19 protein-coding genes and 1 riboswitch are annotated in these 15,476 nt (G+C 35.8%); of the genes, 10 read left to right on the top strand and 9 right to left on the bottom strand.

Features of this window, described 5'->3' with window-relative positions; genetic code table 11:
• Nucleotides 1-57: 57 nt before the first annotated feature.
• Entirely contained in the window at nucleotides 58-675 is a 618-nt protein-coding gene (gene spoIIM, locus ACZ76X_RS12275; RefSeq protein ID WP_229200852.1) for a stage II sporulation protein M, read from the bottom strand.
• A gap of 155 nt (nucleotides 676-830) precedes the next feature.
• Between spoIIM and ACZ76X_RS12270 the strand changes: the two genes are divergently transcribed.
• A complete protein-coding gene (locus ACZ76X_RS12270) occupies nucleotides 831-1,382 on the top strand; it encodes a GNAT family N-acetyltransferase (RefSeq protein ID WP_098667405.1) in 552 nt (183 codons plus the stop codon).
• Nucleotides 1,383-1,406: 24 nt separating this feature from the next.
• Here the strand turns inward: ACZ76X_RS12270 and ACZ76X_RS12265 are convergent, their stop codons facing one another.
• Nucleotides 1,407-1,946 (bottom strand): NUDIX hydrolase, encoded by a 540-nt coding sequence (locus tag ACZ76X_RS12265; RefSeq protein WP_048530920.1) that lies wholly within the window; start codon nucleotides 1,944-1,946, stop codon nucleotides 1,407-1,409.
• Nucleotides 1,947-2,020: 74 nt separating this feature from the next.
• On the opposite strand from ACZ76X_RS12265, the gene mciZ reads away from it, so the two are divergent.
• Both mciZ and lolS read left to right on the top strand, forming a co-directional pair.
• A complete protein-coding gene (gene mciZ, locus ACZ76X_RS12260; protein ID WP_479850586.1) occupies nucleotides 2,021-2,149 on the top strand; it encodes a Z-ring formation inhibitor MciZ in 129 nt (42 codons plus the stop codon).
• A gap of 59 nt (nucleotides 2,150-2,208) precedes the next feature.
• The gene (gene lolS / locus ACZ76X_RS12255) at nucleotides 2,209-3,123 is read left to right on the top strand and encodes an aldo/keto reductase (RefSeq protein WP_479850585.1); all 915 of its coding nucleotides are present in this window, start codon (nucleotides 2,209-2,211) and stop codon (nucleotides 3,121-3,123) included.
• Between the two features lie 29 nt (nucleotides 3,124-3,152).
• Here lolS and ACZ76X_RS12250 read toward each other — a convergent pair whose 3' ends face one another.
• From ACZ76X_RS12250 to ACZ76X_RS12240, 3 genes are all read right to left on the bottom strand, one after another.
• Nucleotides 3,153-3,980, bottom strand: a complete 828-nt coding sequence (locus ACZ76X_RS12250) for an aldo/keto reductase (protein ID WP_479850584.1) — start codon at nucleotides 3,978-3,980, stop codon at nucleotides 3,153-3,155.
• A 209-nt stretch (nucleotides 3,981-4,189) separates the two neighbouring features.
• The gene (locus ACZ76X_RS12245) at nucleotides 4,190-4,714 is read right to left on the bottom strand and encodes a GrpB family protein (protein ID WP_479850583.1); all 525 of its coding nucleotides are present in this window, start codon (nucleotides 4,712-4,714) and stop codon (nucleotides 4,190-4,192) included.
• 69 nt (nucleotides 4,715-4,783) lie between these two features.
• Nucleotides 4,784-5,047 (bottom strand): YqkE family protein, encoded by a 264-nt coding sequence (locus ACZ76X_RS12240; protein ID WP_479850582.1) that lies wholly within the window; start codon nucleotides 5,045-5,047, stop codon nucleotides 4,784-4,786.
• Nucleotides 5,048-5,247: 200 nt separating this feature from the next.
• Here ACZ76X_RS12240 and ACZ76X_RS12235 point away from each other — a divergent pair, with 200 nt between their 5' ends.
• Nucleotides 5,248-6,837 carry a bifunctional metallophosphatase/5'-nucleotidase gene (locus ACZ76X_RS12235; protein ID WP_479850581.1) on the top strand — a complete coding sequence of 530 codons (1,590 nt, stop codon included), beginning with the start codon at nucleotides 5,248-5,250 and terminating at the stop codon, nucleotides 6,835-6,837.
• Nucleotides 6,838-6,959: 122 nt separating this feature from the next.
• On the opposite strand, the gene ACZ76X_RS12230 is transcribed toward ACZ76X_RS12235, so the two are convergent.
• The gene (locus ACZ76X_RS12230; protein ID WP_098076583.1) at nucleotides 6,960-7,436 is read right to left on the bottom strand and encodes a ribbon-helix-helix domain-containing protein; all 477 of its coding nucleotides are present in this window, start codon (nucleotides 7,434-7,436) and stop codon (nucleotides 6,960-6,962) included.
• A 121-nt stretch (nucleotides 7,437-7,557) separates the two neighbouring features.
• Here ACZ76X_RS12230 and ACZ76X_RS12225 point away from each other — a divergent pair, with 121 nt between their 5' ends.
• Nucleotides 7,558-8,556, top strand: coding sequence for an alpha/beta fold hydrolase (locus tag ACZ76X_RS12225; protein WP_479850580.1), 999 nt, complete (start codon nucleotides 7,558-7,560; stop codon nucleotides 8,554-8,556).
• A 131-nt stretch (nucleotides 8,557-8,687) separates the two neighbouring features.
• Complete coding sequence (locus tag ACZ76X_RS12220; protein ID WP_427229275.1) at nucleotides 8,688-10,007, top strand: Na+/H+ antiporter family protein; 1,320 nt, start codon at nucleotides 8,688-8,690, stop codon at nucleotides 10,005-10,007.
• Between the two features lie 24 nt (nucleotides 10,008-10,031).
• On the opposite strand, the gene ACZ76X_RS12215 is transcribed toward ACZ76X_RS12220, so the two are convergent.
• The gene (locus ACZ76X_RS12215; RefSeq protein WP_479850579.1) at nucleotides 10,032-10,895 is read right to left on the bottom strand and encodes a LacI family DNA-binding transcriptional regulator; all 864 of its coding nucleotides are present in this window, start codon (nucleotides 10,893-10,895) and stop codon (nucleotides 10,032-10,034) included.
• Nucleotides 10,896-10,997: 102 nt separating this feature from the next.
• Complete coding sequence (locus ACZ76X_RS12210) at nucleotides 10,998-11,477, bottom strand: GNAT family N-acetyltransferase (protein ID WP_479850578.1); 480 nt, start codon at nucleotides 11,475-11,477, stop codon at nucleotides 10,998-11,000.
• Between the two features lie 81 nt (nucleotides 11,478-11,558).
• Between ACZ76X_RS12210 and ACZ76X_RS12205 the strand changes: the two genes are divergently transcribed.
• Nucleotides 11,559-12,482 (top strand): alpha/beta fold hydrolase, encoded by a 924-nt coding sequence (locus ACZ76X_RS12205; RefSeq protein WP_474397731.1) that lies wholly within the window; start codon nucleotides 11,559-11,561, stop codon nucleotides 12,480-12,482.
• Between the two features lie 10 nt (nucleotides 12,483-12,492).
• Here ACZ76X_RS12205 and ACZ76X_RS12200 read toward each other — a convergent pair whose 3' ends face one another.
• Entirely contained in the window at nucleotides 12,493-12,738 is a 246-nt protein-coding gene (locus ACZ76X_RS12200) for a DUF2552 family protein (protein ID WP_000360810.1), read from the bottom strand.
• 139 nt (nucleotides 12,739-12,877) lie between these two features.
• On the opposite strand from ACZ76X_RS12200, the gene ACZ76X_RS12195 reads away from it, so the two are divergent.
• The 3 genes from ACZ76X_RS12195 (at nucleotide 12,878) to ribE (ending at nucleotide 15,467) form a co-directional block, all read left to right on the top strand.
• Nucleotides 12,878-13,084, top strand: coding sequence for a CDGSH iron-sulfur domain-containing protein (locus ACZ76X_RS12195; protein WP_001151582.1), 207 nt, complete (start codon nucleotides 12,878-12,880; stop codon nucleotides 13,082-13,084).
• 191 nt (nucleotides 13,085-13,275) lie between these two features.
• Nucleotides 13,276-13,419, top strand: a riboswitch (FMN riboswitch).
• 309 nt (nucleotides 13,420-13,728) lie between these two features.
• A complete protein-coding gene (gene ribD / locus ACZ76X_RS12190) occupies nucleotides 13,729-14,841 on the top strand; it encodes a bifunctional diaminohydroxyphosphoribosylaminopyrimidine deaminase/5-amino-6-(5-phosphoribosylamino)uracil reductase RibD (RefSeq protein ID WP_479850577.1) in 1,113 nt (370 codons plus the stop codon).
• The gene (gene ribE / locus ACZ76X_RS12185) at nucleotides 14,823-15,467 is read left to right on the top strand and encodes a riboflavin synthase (RefSeq protein ID WP_474397729.1); all 645 of its coding nucleotides are present in this window, start codon (nucleotides 14,823-14,825) and stop codon (nucleotides 15,465-15,467) included. The genes ribD and ribE overlap by 19 nt, the downstream gene beginning before the upstream one ends.
• Nucleotides 15,468-15,476 lie beyond the last annotated feature (9 nt).

Below are 15,476 nucleotides of genomic sequence, written 5' to 3'. Positions count from 1 at the left end.
GGCTTCTGTCAAAAGAAAAACAATAAAAACAAATTGATAATTATTCTCACAAAGTATTTATTGTTTATTAATAGCCTCAACGACTTCTTTCATTAAAACTGGTGATGCATAAGCTTCTACACTAGAAGCAAGAGCTAGCACCGCTCCAATGATAAGAAAGAAGCATGTATAACGAATTAATAATGGTAATAGCGGCTCGGTTATTTTCCGTATAAATTGATGCCTAATCATTCGTAAGGAAAAGCTTGCAGCAATTGTTGTCATAACGAGAAATACTGGAATAATAATGAGATTTTGCGGCAATACAGAAACGAATGCTAATAATAATCCATTCCATCCATGCTGACTTACTAAAAAACCTACTGTAAATCCGACAACTACTCCTTTTACAAACAATAAAATAAAAATAAGTGGCAATCCAATAATTGAAATCCCTAAAATCCAAATAAATCCAATGTATTTTAATTGTGAAAAGTAACTTTCTCGAAACATTTCGCTTGCAATAGCAAATTCTCCTTTAGAAACTTGTCCAAAAAAACGTTGTAAATAAAATGATAAATCTTGTTTTTGATTTAATTGTAAACTATTTACAAGAATCGCTCCAAATATGACTCCCATCAATAATAAAACAGCGTTAAATATATATAATGAAGAGTTTTCCTGTATGTGAGACATTACACGGTCTTGCCAAGTTTTTCGCCACATTTTTCTTCCCTCCGTTCACACTCTTACTAAAAATGTATGAAAGAAAGAAAAAAGTATGACGAATTAACATTGAAATTCCGCTCTACTTTGCTAAACTAAAAAGTAGAGAATAGGAGGGATTTCTCTTGAAACCATTATTATTAGATTTTCCAACATTATTTCAAACTGAACGCTTACAAGTTCGTAAGCCATTTCCAGGTGATGGTGCAGAAGTATACGAAGCAATCCAAGCTTCTCTAGAAGACTTAGTACCGTGGATGCCAATTAAAGCTGAAACAGAAGAAAGTGCTGAAGAAATCGTTCGTAACGCTCACGGACAGTTTTTACTTCGTGAAACACTTGATTTTCACTTATACGATAAAGTATCAGGTACATTCATCGGAGCTATAACGCTCAAGCCTGAAAACTGGGATATTCCAAAGTTTTCACTTCACTTCTGGTTGCATAGTGCTTATACGAAACAAGGCTATATGACTGAAGCGATTAAAGGTGCTATTCAATTTGCCTTTGATAAGCTAAGTGCTAGAAGAGTTGAAATTCGTGTTGATGCAACAAATACAAATGCATGTAACCTAGCAGAACGTTTAGAATTCATTCTAGAAGGTACAATGGAAAATGATTTCATAGCACCAGATGGTAGCTTACGTGATGCACGCGTATACGCAAAAATCAATTAAAAAACACTCGCCTTTGGCGAGTGTTTATTTTTGTAGTTGTAAATATTGTACTGCAAACATCGTCTTCGCATCATGAATACGAAGATCTTTCATAAGGGTAATCGCTTCTTCTAACGATACTTCCATCAATTCCACAAACTCATCTTCATCTAACGCAGCTTTATTTTCTTTTTTCGTCAAACCTGTCGCTTTATATACATATAAAATTTCATCTGCAAATCCTGGAGATGTATAGAAAGAAGTAATAAGCTCCATATTTTCACATACATATCCTGTTTCCTCTTCTAATTCACGGACTGCTGTCACCTCAGGTTTTTCACCAGGTTCTAACTTGCCCGCCGGAATTTCTATAATCGCCTTTTCAAGCGCTTTACGATACTGCTCAACAAGCACGATTTTCCCCTCATCAGTAATAGCAATAATAGCAACTGCACCAGGGTGATTTACAATTTCACGTTTACTCATTGCTCCATTTGGTAATACTACATCATCAACACGAACTTTTATAACTCTACCATCAAAAATCGGTTCAGTTTTTACTGTTCTCTCTGCAAGATTACTCATACTACTTCATCTCCCTGTTCTATTTCCTATTCTTTCCTCATACATTTTACCACATTGAAAGGAGCGTGATAGAAATGAAAGTTTATATTTTACCAAATCGCGTCACTTTAGTCGGAAAAGCGTGGCAAATTCGCCATAAGCTAAAACAATATGGCAAAGAGTATACAACTGTACAAGAGTGGATTACATCAACTAAAAAGTAAACGTTTGTCAACCTCTTTTCCCTTGCGTACAATAAGAATAAGGATAAGGAGGTTGACTTATGAAAAAACGTCAATTAGGAAACTCAGATTTATTTGTGACAGAAATGGGACTTGGCTGTATGTCTCTCGGTACATCTGAAACAGAAGCTATGCGTATTATCGATGAAGCAATCGATTTAGGAATCAATTTTTTTGATACAGCGGATTTATATGATTATGGATTAAACGAAGAATTTGTTGGAAAAGCCTTAAAAGGAAAACGAGACCAAATTATTCTTACAACGAAGGTTGGAAATCGATGGACAGAAGAAAAAAACGGCTGGTCTTGGGATCCTTCTAAAAATTACATAAAGGCTGAAGTGAAAGAAAGTTTACGTAGACTTCAAACTGATTATATTGATTTATATCAACTTCATGGCGGGACGATTGAAGACCCTATAGATGAAACAATTGAAGCCTTTGAAGAATTAAAAAAAGAAGGTATCATTCGCCAATATGGTATTTCTTCAATACGTCCAAATGTCATCCGTGAGTATGCAAAACGTTCAAATATCGTTAGTGTACTAATGGAATATAGCCTTTTAAATCGTCGCCCTGAAGAATGGTTCCCACTTCTAAATGAACATCAAATTAGCGTCATTGCTCGTGGGCCACTTGCAAAAGGAATTTTAACTGACAATAATGCAAGAAAAATAGAAAGAGTAAAAGAAAAAGATTACCTTTCTTATTCTTACGATGAATTATATGCGACGCTTACGAATGTAAAAGAAATAATTGGGGAAAACGCCTTAACTGGAACAGCTATTCAATATTGCTTACATAACGAAACTGTTGCAGCTGTTATACCTGGCGCAAGCTCTATTGGGCAATTGCAAGAAAATGTACAGTCTAGTAAACAAATAGAGTTAACAACAGCAGAATATATGCAACTTCAGCAAATTGCTAAATGTGATACATACGCTTTACATCGTTAAAAAGACGCTACCAGTATGGTAGCGTCTTTTTATAGCGTATCATATTTATCAGGATTCGTTCCTACGTGTAAATTACGATTTAACGTATTAATTTGAGTCATCTCTTCTTCTGTTAGTGAAAAATCAAAGATAGTAAAATTCTCCTTAATGCGAGATGGTGTAACAGATTTAGGAATCGTCACTACCCCGCTTTGAATATCCCATCTTAATATAACTTGCGCAGGGGTTTTATTATATTTGGTCGCAATGGCCTGAATAATCGGGTGCTCAAATACTTCCCCGCCTCTCATTAATGGGCTCCATGCTTCCATTTGAATTTGCTCATCTTGGCAGAAATCACGCAATTCAAATTGTGCTAACATCGGATGAAGTTCCACTTGGTTTACCATCGGCTTCACCTTACAATTTGGCAATAACAGCTCTAAATGATGTTTATGAAAATTAGAAACACCAATCGCTCGCACTTTACCTTCTTCATACAGTTTTTCTAACGCTCGGTACGTATCAACATACTTTCCTCTTATTGGCCAATGTATTAAATATAAATCTACATAGTCCATCTGTAATTTCTTTAAGCTTTTTTCAAACGCCTCAAGTGTTTCCTCGTACCCTTGATCGTCGTTCCAAACTTTTGTTGTAATAAATATGTCTTCTCTCGGAATCCCTGATTCACGAACCGCTTCTCCGACACCGCTTTCATTTTCATATACAGTCGCTGTATCAATCGAACGGTATCCAACCTCTAACGCTGTTTTTACTGCTTGTTTTACTTCGTCGCCTTCTTTCGCTTTATAAACGCCTAGACCAATCATTGGCATTTTTACGCCATTATGAAGTGTAGTTGTTGGAATGTGCACAGTCGTCTCCCTTTCATTATTACGTTTTTTTTATAAGCCACCACTTTATTTGAACAAGATTCAACCCAAAAGTCAAAACATGTGTACAGTTTACATAATAAAGTGAAACTTTAATCAGTAGGGGTTTTGTTCATCCCCCATTGATTATCAGCCCTCACCAATCGGGCTTTTACGGGATAAATTTATACACCTTACATAATAACGTGAACTCATTCATTCACGTTATTTTCTCTCCATTTCTTCGCTTTTTCATCAACATTACGTACAAACTCAGTTTTCCCTTCCGAATATAACGTGCCATCATATGTATATTTTTCAGCTAATTCTCTCTTTAAAGTTGCGTATGCCTCAGCTTCTTCACAATGAGCCATCATGTAATCACGAAAGGCTAAATGCCTTACTATTTCAGGATTTCCTTTTTCAAACACGTGTAAGTGATACGAGCGTTTTTCCTCCGTTCCATGAATAAAATAACGACGTCTTGAAATACCATTCTCCCCTTTTACGATATAGCCAAGCTCGTCAAAACGTTCATTCCAACTATCTACTCTGTCGATACTCTCTACTTCCATAATCATATCTATAATTGGTTTCGCTGCCAATCCTGGCACCGACGTACTTCCAATATGATGAACCTTCACCTTTTCTGGCATCGCCGCTTTTAATCTTTCAGCCTCCATTTGAAATTTTTCGTTCCAATGATTGTCATGCGGAACGACTACAATTTTCCTCATGTAAACTCCCCTTTTCTTACAAGCTCGTCAAAAAAAATGATCAGTGGTATTCACTGATCATTTTTTGTATTATTTAAAGTCTTTCCAAGTAAGGCTACTTTCACTTAACAGTTCTTCAAATGATTTATTCTTTTCACGTTCTTTTTGTTCTTGGCGCTTTCTTTCCTGTTCAGCTGCCACTTTTTCCTCTTCTCTCACTTGTAATTCTTTCTTCTTATTCTTTAATTGCTGCATGAGTGAATCATTTAATTGATCACCTAATGTAAGCGACTCTTTCTTTGGTTGATTCACTTGCGATTGTCTTTGTATTTGTCTTTGTTTCTTTTTCTTCATACTACTCACCTTTTACTTTTTTCTCCATTATAGTAGATACACAATGAACGCGCCAATAAAAAAGGTTCTTTACTCTATTATTCACCTTTTGTAAATATGTTAATTTTTCGAAAAAACTAAATTTTTATATAGATATAATCCTATGAATCTATTAAAATTATGTCGTATGATGTCAGATTATAAAAAAGGAGAATTATATTATGTGGAAAAAAATCATTCCTGCTGTTGCCGTTTTAAGCACCATTACCTTTTCAACCGTATTTGCCGCTCCCCCATCCCAGACTCCAGCTGAACAAAACCGCTACATAGACGTACAGATGCTTGGTATTAATGATTTCCATGGACAACTAGATACTGTTAAAAAAATTAATAACAAAGAAGCTGGTGGCGCTGATTACTTAGCTACTTATTTAAAAGAACGTAAAAAGCAAAATCCGAATACACTTCTCGTACATGCTGGCGATATTGTCGGAGCTAGTCCACCAGTTTCAGCATTGTTACAAGACGAACCGACGATTGAATTTTTAAATGACTTAAAATTTGATGTTGGTACAATCGGCAACCACGAATTTGATGAAGGTATCAATGAAATGCAACGTCTCATTTACGGTGGATATCATGAGAAAACAGGTAATTTCAAAGGCGCAAATTTCCCTTATGTCGCTGCAAACTTCTATAATAAATCAACTGGTCGCTTATTTTTACCACCATTTACTGTAAAAATGGTAAATGGTGTTCCTGTAGGATTCATCGGCGTAGTTACAACTGATACACCAAATGTCGTGATGCCTACTATGCTTAAAAATGTACAGATCACTGACGAGGTAGAAGCAATTAATAAATCAGCGCAACAATTAAAGCGTCTCGGTGTTAAATCCATCGTCGTCCTTGCCCATGTTGGCGGAACAACTGATGAGTCTGGCTTGACCAACGGAGACCTTACTCGAATTGCAAACGAAACAGATTCAGAAGTTGACGTTATTTTTGGTGGACATAGTCACACGTATGTAAATGGTACTGTAAATAATAAACTAATTGTCCAAGCGAACTCTTACGGAACAGCATTCTCAGACGTAGATGTAACAATTGATCGTAAAACAAAAGATATTGTAAAGAAAAAAGCTGAAGTGATTACAACATATCATGAAGGTGTAGAACCTGATAAACAAGTAAAACAAAAAATAGATCAATATAAAGAAAAAATCGCACCACTTGTAAATGAAGTAGTAGGAAAATCTACAGCAGCTATTGACCGTAAACAAAATGATGCTGGTGAATCTACTCTTGGGAATGTAATTGCGGATGCACAACGTCAAACGATGCAAGCGCAAATCGCACTTATGAATCCTGGTGGTATTCGTAATGACTTAGATGCTGGCGATATTACATGGGGCGAATTATACGGCATTCAACCTTTTGGAAACCAATTAATTAAAGTAGATTTAACAGGCCAAGATATTCGCGACATTTTAAATCAGCAATGGCAAAAAGGTACGACGCGCATGCTTCAAATTTCAGGTATTCAATATACGTGGGATGCCAATAAACCAAATGGTGAAAAAGTTACAAATATACGTTTGACAAACGGAGAAGAATTATCTCCATCTAAAACGTATAGCGTAGTTGCAAATGCTTTCTTAGCTTCTGGCGGTGACGGATTTGTATCATTTAAAAATGGTACGAATGCAGAAACTGGCCCAAACGACTTTGAAGCGCTAGTCGATTACGTAAAACAATTAAAAGAACCAATTCAGCCAGTTATTGATGGAAGAATTCAAAAGGTAAATTAAGCATTTCCTTAATATGCGATCCCAATTTTTATTATAAAGGATACGTATTTATACTTGATTCACAATATTAGGAAAACCTAAAAAGGATACTCGTTCTTATAATGAACATAGTATCCTTTTCTTTATTTATCAAAATGGGATATTTTGTTGAAATCATATTGTTGTAAAAATTGTTGTAACGCCTCTTCTACAAGTTTAGATTTTTGAATTCCTTTCGATTCTGATATAACGTCTAATTTTGCTAATATTTCTTTATTAATAGAAAAAGTACGTTTCTTTTTTTCTGTACTTATACTCATAATTGGCGTGATTACTTCTTCTCTCTTTCTTAATAACTCATAAATACTTTGTAATTGTTCATAAATTAATAATTGATAATCCGTTTTCTCATATTGAAGGGCTGTCGCTTCTTGGAGTTGTAAGTGACGAGGTTCTTCTCCATCTCCTACAAAAATACGTTTCTTCTGTTCTCCATCATATTCGTATCCAATTAATCTTAATTTCTTCGATAATGTATACGGGCTTATTTCAAGACGTTTTGCTATAATAGCGATGGGTTCACGTCTATTTAAACAATCTATAATTTCTCCAATCGTCACAATTTCCCTCCTCCCGTGTTGAAATGACACTAGTATGGTATGTTACAATGATTTTCTAACAGTATATGCAAAACGAATAGCCTGTGCGATTCATACGATTTCAGAAAAGGAGGTTTTCAATATGCTTTTCCGTAGCTATACCCCTCAGTTTTATAATGAAAATAAACAAATCATTCCTAATAGTATCGCTACGATGGAAAGCGTTATGATTCATAATCGAAAACAAACTCTCCTTATGCGCGGGCAAAACGTAGAGCAGCCTATTTTATTATGCTGTCATGGTGGACCGGGCATGGCACAAATTGGATTTATTCGTCATTTTCAAAAAGAATTAGAGAAACACTTCATTGTAATTAATTGGGATCAGCGCGGGGCAGGTAAATCCTTTTCAATAAAAGATTTCGGAGCAAATTTTACAATTGAACAATTCGTGTCCGATGCAAAAGAAGTAATTCAATATGTACTTAAAAAGTTCAATAAACAGAAACTATTTCTCGCTGGTCATTCTTGGGGAAGCATTATTGGGCTTAACATAGCACATCAATATCCACAGTATATCGAGGCTTACATCGGTATTGGTCAGATTGTACATATGAAACAAAACGAAGAATTGCTATATCAGCATTTAATTCGTTCTGCCAAAAAACATGATCATAAAAAAGCGTTAGCGTCTCTTTTAAAATTAGGAAAACCACCATTTTTAGATACGAGACGCCTTATTATTCAAAGAAAATGGCTCGGTACATTCGGAGGAGCAATCCAAAACGGATCTTCCTTTTCTTTCATACGAAAAGGCTTCTTTTCTCCTGAATATACGCTATTAGATTGGTTCAAATTTCTCGCAGGAAATTTAAAATCTAGCGTTTTATGGGAAGAAATGCTAACAATCGATTTCTTTTCTTCTATTTCAAGTTTATCTATTCCGGTTTATTTTTGTTCTGGTCGCTACGATTATCAAACTCCTTACGCACTCGTTCAGGAGTATTGTGATGTGATAGAAGCGCCCATAAAAAAGATGATTTGGTTCCCAAATTCAGCACATTCTCCTGATTTAGAAGAACCAAAATTATTCGCTCAATCTTTACAATCCATTAAACAAGAGCTAGCTTTTCAGCATTAGTAATAAAAGGCTCTTTTACATTTCATAAAAAACAATTTATAATAATATGTCGCAACTATGTATAAATATAGCAAGGTGCTTTATATTTACTTGCCTTAACACAATAAAATTTTGGGGAGATTACATTTATTATGAATGCTGTACTCGTCGCAGTAGCAGTTATGCTATTGCTTAGTTTGTTACGTGTCCAGGTCATTGTCGCCATCATTGTTGGAGCTTTAACAGGCGGAATTATCGGCGGACTCGGTATTTCAGAAACGATTAACACTTTTACAACTGGTCTTGGAAACAGCGCTCCAATCGCTTTAAGTTATGCAATGCTCGGCGGTTTCGCTATTTCGCTTTCCAAAACAGGGCTTCCTGATGCCATGATTCAAACTGCATTAAAATGGATTGGCAATGAACAAGACACGAAAAAACAAGTTTATTCTAAAATACTTATTCTATTCATCATTTTAACGATGGCTTGTTTCTCACAAAATGTGATTCCTGTTCATATCGCTTTCATCCCTATCTTAATTCCAGCACTTTTAAAAGTATTAAATGAATTGAAAGTGGATCGCAGACTTGTTACATGTATTATTACATTCGGATTGATTACTCCTTATATGTGGATTCCAGCAGGGTTCGGAAAAATTTATCATGACGTATTGCAAACAAATGCTGCGCAAAGCGGTCTTACATTTGATGTCGCGCTTATTCCAAAAGCAATGACTATTCCAGCAATCGGTATGATTATCGGATTATGTGTAGCGGTTTTCATTACATACCGAAAGCCTCGTACGTATGAAACAGAACAAATTCATACTACCGAAAATGAAATCGTTCCCTATACAAAGCGTAGCATTACTTTCGGATTATTATCTATCATTGCCACATTAACTGTTCAATTAGCAACAGAATCCATGATTTTCGGTGCTTTAGCAGGGATTATCGTCTTATCAGTAAGTGGTAGTCTACCCCTTAAAGAAGCAGATGCAATATTAACAAGCGGAATGCGCATGATGTCCTTTATCGGTTTTGTTATGATTGCAGCCGCTGGATTTGGTGCTGTTCTTCGAAAAACAGGACATGTTGAATCTCTTGTACAAACAAGTGCACATATAATTGGAAATAATAAACCACTCGCAGCCTTTCTTATGCTTGTGATTGGACTTCTTGTTACGATGGGAATTGGTTCATCTTTTTCAACCATCCCTATTTTAACAACAATTTTTGTACCTCTTTGCATACAGCTTGGATTTAGTCCAATGGCCACCATTGCAATTATCGGTACAGCTGGAGCGCTAGGCGATGCAGGGTCTCCAGCATCAGATAGTACACTTGGACCAACATCCGGTTTAAATGCTGATGGTCAACACCATCATATATGGGATACATGTGTACCAACTTTTCTGCATTATAATATACCGTTACTTATATTCGGCTTTATTGCCGCCATTACATTATAAAAAGGTGCGTTTTATACGCACCTTTTACTTTTTTATTTTTCCTTTTAATTGTTGCATCGCTATTTTCCCATTTTCTTCGATACAACTTTCCATTTGTATAAATGACGGACCTGTCCATTCACTGTCTATACTCCCGTTCAGTCCAATCATTCTCAATTTATCCGGTATACGGATATTTAATTTTTTTGCTGCTCGAATTAACTCAAAAGTAATCTTATCACTTGAAGTTACAATTCCATCTATATACGGATAAGTTTGCAATAATGTAATAAACTGTTTATTCGTATACCCTTGTACACATACTTCTCGATAAGAGATTCCTTCCTCCCAAACAACGTCTAAAAATCCTGATATGTACTCTTCCATTTCTTCACTATCTTCGCCCTCACCGAAATAAGCAATAAAGTGACAACCTTTTTCTTTTAATAAAGACACCGCTCTTTGGCCACTTTCATAATAATTTGCATGGGATTTTTTTTCATTAATCACAACAAACGGAAGTGGTATTTCTCCTATACTTTTAAAAACAGATTTTGTCAAAATAACACCTGCAACGTTATTTTCCTTCAACATATGTATGTATCTATCTTTATTTTCTATATTACAAACAATGGTTTGATATCCTTCTTTATATGCTATTTCCTCCATACAATGTAGCAAAGTGATGTTTGATGGGTCATATAGATTATCTACAAGTAATGCAATTATCGTTGAATTCTCTTTAAATAATGGCTTTGCTGCACTATTTGGCCTATAACGTAATTCCTCAATTGCTTCCTTTACTTGTTTTACTGTGTCCTCATGAACGTATCCTTTTTCATTCATAACTCGTGAAACGGTTGCGACTGAAACACCTGCCAATTTTGCAACATCACGTATAGTTGCCACATCGTCACCCCTTAATATGGTAATAGATTACAATTTTACGGTAACTTAAATTACAATATTCGTCAAGGTTAATAACTTATATTTCTGAAAATTGTTACATCATTACACTAAACGATATTCTAATTGAATTTCATGTAAAATTGGGATATTATCATACCCATTAAGTGGAATCTCTTTCTTTATTTTTCGCGCCTCATCAACCGCATTCACATATAAATTCGTCATCAAAAAATTACGTTTTTGGTAAAAACGTAACGCATTCATATTATCATTTGTTGTAATGAGCCACACCCGACCGCACCGCTCTTCTTCTGCAATTTGTAATACACAATCTACAAGTTTCGTCCCTATTCCTTTTCTTTCTTCAAAGCTATCTAACGATACAATTTCGCACGTATTTCCAATCACTTCATATGTTATAATTCCGATTATTCTGTCATTAGAGAGCGCAACAAATCCTGGTAACTCTTCTAATTGATGCCCCTTCCCACGTGAAACCATTAATGAGCTCCCCCAGTTCTCACACATGAACATTCTGATTGTTTCTTTCATCTCTGGCGTAATTTTTTGTATATGCACCATTTCCTATTTCTCCCCTTTTCTATCATTGTGATACAATATAAGTGTATCACATGTAACGGTATTTGGAGGATGAGGTAAAGTATGAAACGTTTTTTTGCAGCATTGTTTACTGTACTAGGTGCGATAACTGCCCTTGGGATTTTCTTTACAAATAAAGTGATGTACTTAAAGAAAAAAACAGAGGAAGAAGTACTCGAAAGAGAAACGAAAAAACATTTTCGTATAGAAGATTTTGATGCTCTTCATAAAGAAGAAATTCATATCCCTTCGCAATTCGGATATGATCTTCACGGATATTACATTCCTGCTGGTCATTCCAACAAATTTATGATTTTCTGTCACGGCGTAACTGTAAATAAAATGAACTCTGTAAAATATGCAAACTTATTTTTAAACAGAGGATATAATGTCGTTATTTACGATCATCGTCGTCATGGTAAAACTGGTGGAAAAACAACAAGCTATGGATACTATGAGAAACATGATTTAAAATCTGTAGTTGACTGGCTAAAAAATCGTTTTGGAACAAATATAACACTCGGTATTCATGGTGAATCAATGGGAGCTGCAACACTTCTTCAGTATGCAGGACTTGTAGAAGATGGCGCTGATTTCTATATTGCAGATTGTCCTTTTTCTGATTTCTACGGACAATTACAGCACCGTTTAAAGGTTGAATTCCATTTACCTAAATGGCCTTTATTACCTTTAGCAAATGCTTTTTTAAAAGTGCGTGACGGTTATACGATTCGTGAAGTTTCACCAATCGATTGTATAAAAAACATTAACAATCCCGTCCTCTTTATTCATAGTAAAGATGATGATTATATTTTAGCTGATATGACGAAAGCACTATATGACGCGAAGGAAAACAATAAACAACTTTATATTGCAGAACACGGCGCACACGCTTGCTCTTATAATGAAAATAAAGAAGAGTATGAAGCAGCCGTTGATCAATTTTTAAACTCATTTGTAAAAGAAACAAAAAACAGGCTTGCATAAGCCTGTTTTTTTATTGCGCTAAAACGTCTGTAACTTGTTCCATATTTTCAGAAATCCATTGCATTGCATCATCTAACGTTGGAAATTCTGTCGTTTGAAATGTTACTTCATCTTGAAGTAGCCAAACATCCTTTGACTCTTGTCCTACACCAGCAATGGACCAGTGTAACAAACTATATGGATGATTATCATTCAAAAATGATGCCCACGTGCGCTCATTTGCAATATTTCGTAATGTACGTAATTGTTTATCCATCTTTCGTCACCTTACTCTAGTCAGTTATAAAAAACATTATAACACTCTCTTCTCTCCCAAAGAAAGTGCTCATTTGATATTGTCAAGTACTTCTCTTGATTATATGATGAAATTAAGCGTTTGGGAAGGAGGGATAGCGTTGGCTAAAGTACAAATTAAAGTAAATGATAATGGCTCTTTTCGCGTTACAGGGGACGTGGAATTAGTTGATTCACAAGGGAATGTATTCCCAGCAAAACCGGCATTTTCTTTATGCCGTTGTGGTTTATCAAAAAATATGCCTTATTGCGATGCTTCGCATAAAGGAAAATTCGAATCTGTTGTTAGAGCACCAGAGGCAGAATAATTTCACATGTGACATGCACATTTTTTTGTGCATGTTTTTTTCTTTTGATCAACTCCATTACATCCCTTCTCCTTACAACATTTCTAATACTTCTGTCTTCATGCCAGCATACATATATTTTCACACAATTCTTCACATTCGAATATTTTTTACTAGCCTTTTTTCTTTTTTGTGCTATAATTTGAGCAAACAACATCCTTCGGGGTCGGGTGAAATTCCCAACCGGCGGTGATGAAGTGCAAACTTCTAAGTCCGTGACCCGTTTTCAACTCGAAAACGGTGGATCTAGTGAAACTCTAGGGCCGACAGTATAGTCTGGATGGGAGAAGGATATGTTTTCTAGTAATTTTATATAGCGAATACACTTTTATTTCAGTATGCATATTTTTAAAGTTTCATTTTGAATCTTTATATATGTTTTATTTTGTATACTTATGTTTCTATACTGGAATAAAAAGATACGACTAGCGTTTGAAAAATTCGATATTTTGCTAGGTTTTTTCCTTATGCCAAAATATCAATCATCGTTAGGTTTCTTTCCTATACTTTCGTATTCGAACTATATTTCTAGAAATCACGTCTCCCAAACCCCAAGGATATAAAATCCTTGGGGTTTTTTGATTTTTTCAGGAGAGGTGAAGAGAATGACAGATCAAGAATATATGAGGATTGCCCTGCAGTTAGCAGAAGGAACATCCGGACAAACAAGTCCAAATCCTATGGTTGGTGCTGTTGTTGTAAAAGATGGAAACATCGTCGGTATGGGAGCTCATTTGCGTGCTGGTGAAGAACACGCAGAAGTTTATGCTCTTCATATGGCTGGTGAAAAAGCAAAAGGAGCTACTGTTTATGTAACACTTGAACCGTGTAGCCATTTTGGAAAAACACCCCCCTGCTGTGAATTGCTCATCAAAAAAGGAGTCAAACGGGTTGTAATTGCCACTCTTGATTGCAACCCGCTCGTTTCTGGTAATGGAAAAAGAAAATTAGAGGAAGCTGGCATCGAAGTAACTACCGGTGTTCTGGAAGCAGAAGCAGCTTTGTTAAATCGCTACTTTTTTCACTACATGAAAACGAAACGTCCATTTGTAACAATAAAAACAGCGATGAGCTTAGACGGAAAAACAGCAACTGTTACGGGTGAAAGTAAGTGGATTACAGGTGAAGAAGCACGAGCTGATGTTCACCAATACCGCCATACACATGATGCGATTCTCGTTGGAGTGAATACAGTTATAGCTGATAATCCGCATTTAACAACAAGAATTCCTAACGGAGGTAAACATCCTATACGCGTTATTTTAGATACTCATTTACGAACGCCACCATCTTCTCATGTCATAACAGATGGTTTAGCACCGACATGGATTTTTGTCGGTAAGGATGTAAATAAAGAGAAAATAGCTTCTTATGAATCTGAAAATATAGTGATATTCCAAATGAAAACGAAGCAAATTGAAATTCAAGATGTTTTAGACCTACTCGGCGAAAAACAAATTCTATCTCTTTTCGTTGAGGGTGGGCAAACCGTCCATGCGAGCTTCTTACAAACAAACAATTTCAATGAAATTGTAACTTATATAAGCCCAAAATTAATTGGTGGGAAAGATGCGCCTACTTTATTTGGCGGCAATGGTTTTTCAACATTACAAGATGCACTTTCCTTGAAAATTCAAGAGATGAAACAAATTGGCGACGATATAAAAATTGTTGCGCATGCCCGAAGTGAGGTGACGGAATGTTTACAGGAATTGTAGAAGAATTAGGAACGATTGCAAACATGCAACAAAGCGGAGAAGCGATGAAGTTAACGATCCATGCAAATAAAATTTTATCAGATGTTCACTTAGGTGATAGTATCGCGGTGAACGGTATTTGCTTAACTGTAACGAGTTTCACAACAACTTCATTCACAGTAGACGCAATGCCTGAAACGATGCAATCAACATCACTTCGCATGCTTAAACCGCAATGCAAAGTAAATTTAGAACGTGCAATGGCGGCAAACGGACGATTTGGTGGACACTTCGTTTCAGGGCATATCGATGGCATCGGGACGATTTCAAGCAAAAAACAACACTATAATGCCGTCTATTACAAAATAACTATTGCTGATGAATTGCTGCGCTATTGTTTGCATAAAGGTTCCGTTGCTATTGATGGAACGAGTTTAACAATATTTGATATAGACGAATCTTCCATTACCATTTCACTCATCCCGCACACAGTAAGCGAATCTGTTATTGGAGAAAAGAACGCCGGTGACATCGTAAACATTGAGTGCGACATGATTGGTAAATATATCGAACGCTTTATTTCTAAACCTGTAAAACGAACAAATTCAATGACCGAAAGCTTTTTACAAGAAAACGGATTTCTATAAGGGGGAAGC

The sequence above is a fragment of the Bacillus sp. BC05(2025) genome, from assembly GCF_056725905.1.
The sequence above is the reverse complement of the archived record's forward strand: the minus strand, read 5'-3'. Positions and strand labels throughout refer to the sequence as shown.

Bases quoted from the DNA above. Each gene is read 5' to 3' on its own strand.
- spoIIM (WP_229200852.1), bottom strand. From the start codon at position 675: ATGTCTCACATACAGGAAAACTCTTCATTATATATATTTAACGCTGTT.
- ACZ76X_RS12265 (WP_048530920.1), bottom strand. From the start codon at position 1,946: ATGAGTAATCTTGCAGAGAGAACAGTAAAAACTGAACCGATTTTTGAT.
- mciZ (WP_479850586.1), top strand. From the start codon at position 2,021: ATGAAAGTTTATATTTTACCAAATCGCGTCACTTTAGTCGGAAAAGCG.
- lolS (WP_479850585.1), top strand. From the start codon at position 2,209: ATGAAAAAACGTCAATTAGGAAACTCAGATTTATTTGTGACAGAAATG.
- ACZ76X_RS12245 (WP_479850583.1), bottom strand. From the start codon at position 4,714: ATGAGGAAAATTGTAGTCGTTCCGCATGACAATCATTGGAACGAAAAA.
- ACZ76X_RS12240 (WP_479850582.1), bottom strand. From the start codon at position 5,047: ATGAAGAAAAAGAAACAAAGACAAATACAAAGACAATCGCAAGTGAAT.
- ACZ76X_RS12235 (WP_479850581.1), top strand. From the start codon at position 5,248: ATGTGGAAAAAAATCATTCCTGCTGTTGCCGTTTTAAGCACCATTACC.
- ACZ76X_RS12225 (WP_479850580.1), top strand. From the start codon at position 7,558: ATGCTTTTCCGTAGCTATACCCCTCAGTTTTATAATGAAAATAAACAA.
- ACZ76X_RS12220 (WP_427229275.1), top strand. From the start codon at position 8,688: ATGAATGCTGTACTCGTCGCAGTAGCAGTTATGCTATTGCTTAGTTTG.
- ACZ76X_RS12210 (WP_479850578.1), bottom strand. From the start codon at position 11,477: ATGGTGCATATACAAAAAATTACGCCAGAGATGAAAGAAACAATCAGA.
- ACZ76X_RS12205 (WP_474397731.1), top strand. From the start codon at position 11,559: ATGAAACGTTTTTTTGCAGCATTGTTTACTGTACTAGGTGCGATAACT.
- ACZ76X_RS12200 (WP_000360810.1), bottom strand. From the start codon at position 12,738: ATGGATAAACAATTACGTACATTACGAAATATTGCAAATGAGCGCACG.
- ribD (WP_479850577.1), top strand. From the start codon at position 13,729: ATGACAGATCAAGAATATATGAGGATTGCCCTGCAGTTAGCAGAAGGA.
- ribE (WP_474397729.1), top strand. From the start codon at position 14,823: ATGTTTACAGGAATTGTAGAAGAATTAGGAACGATTGCAAACATGCAA.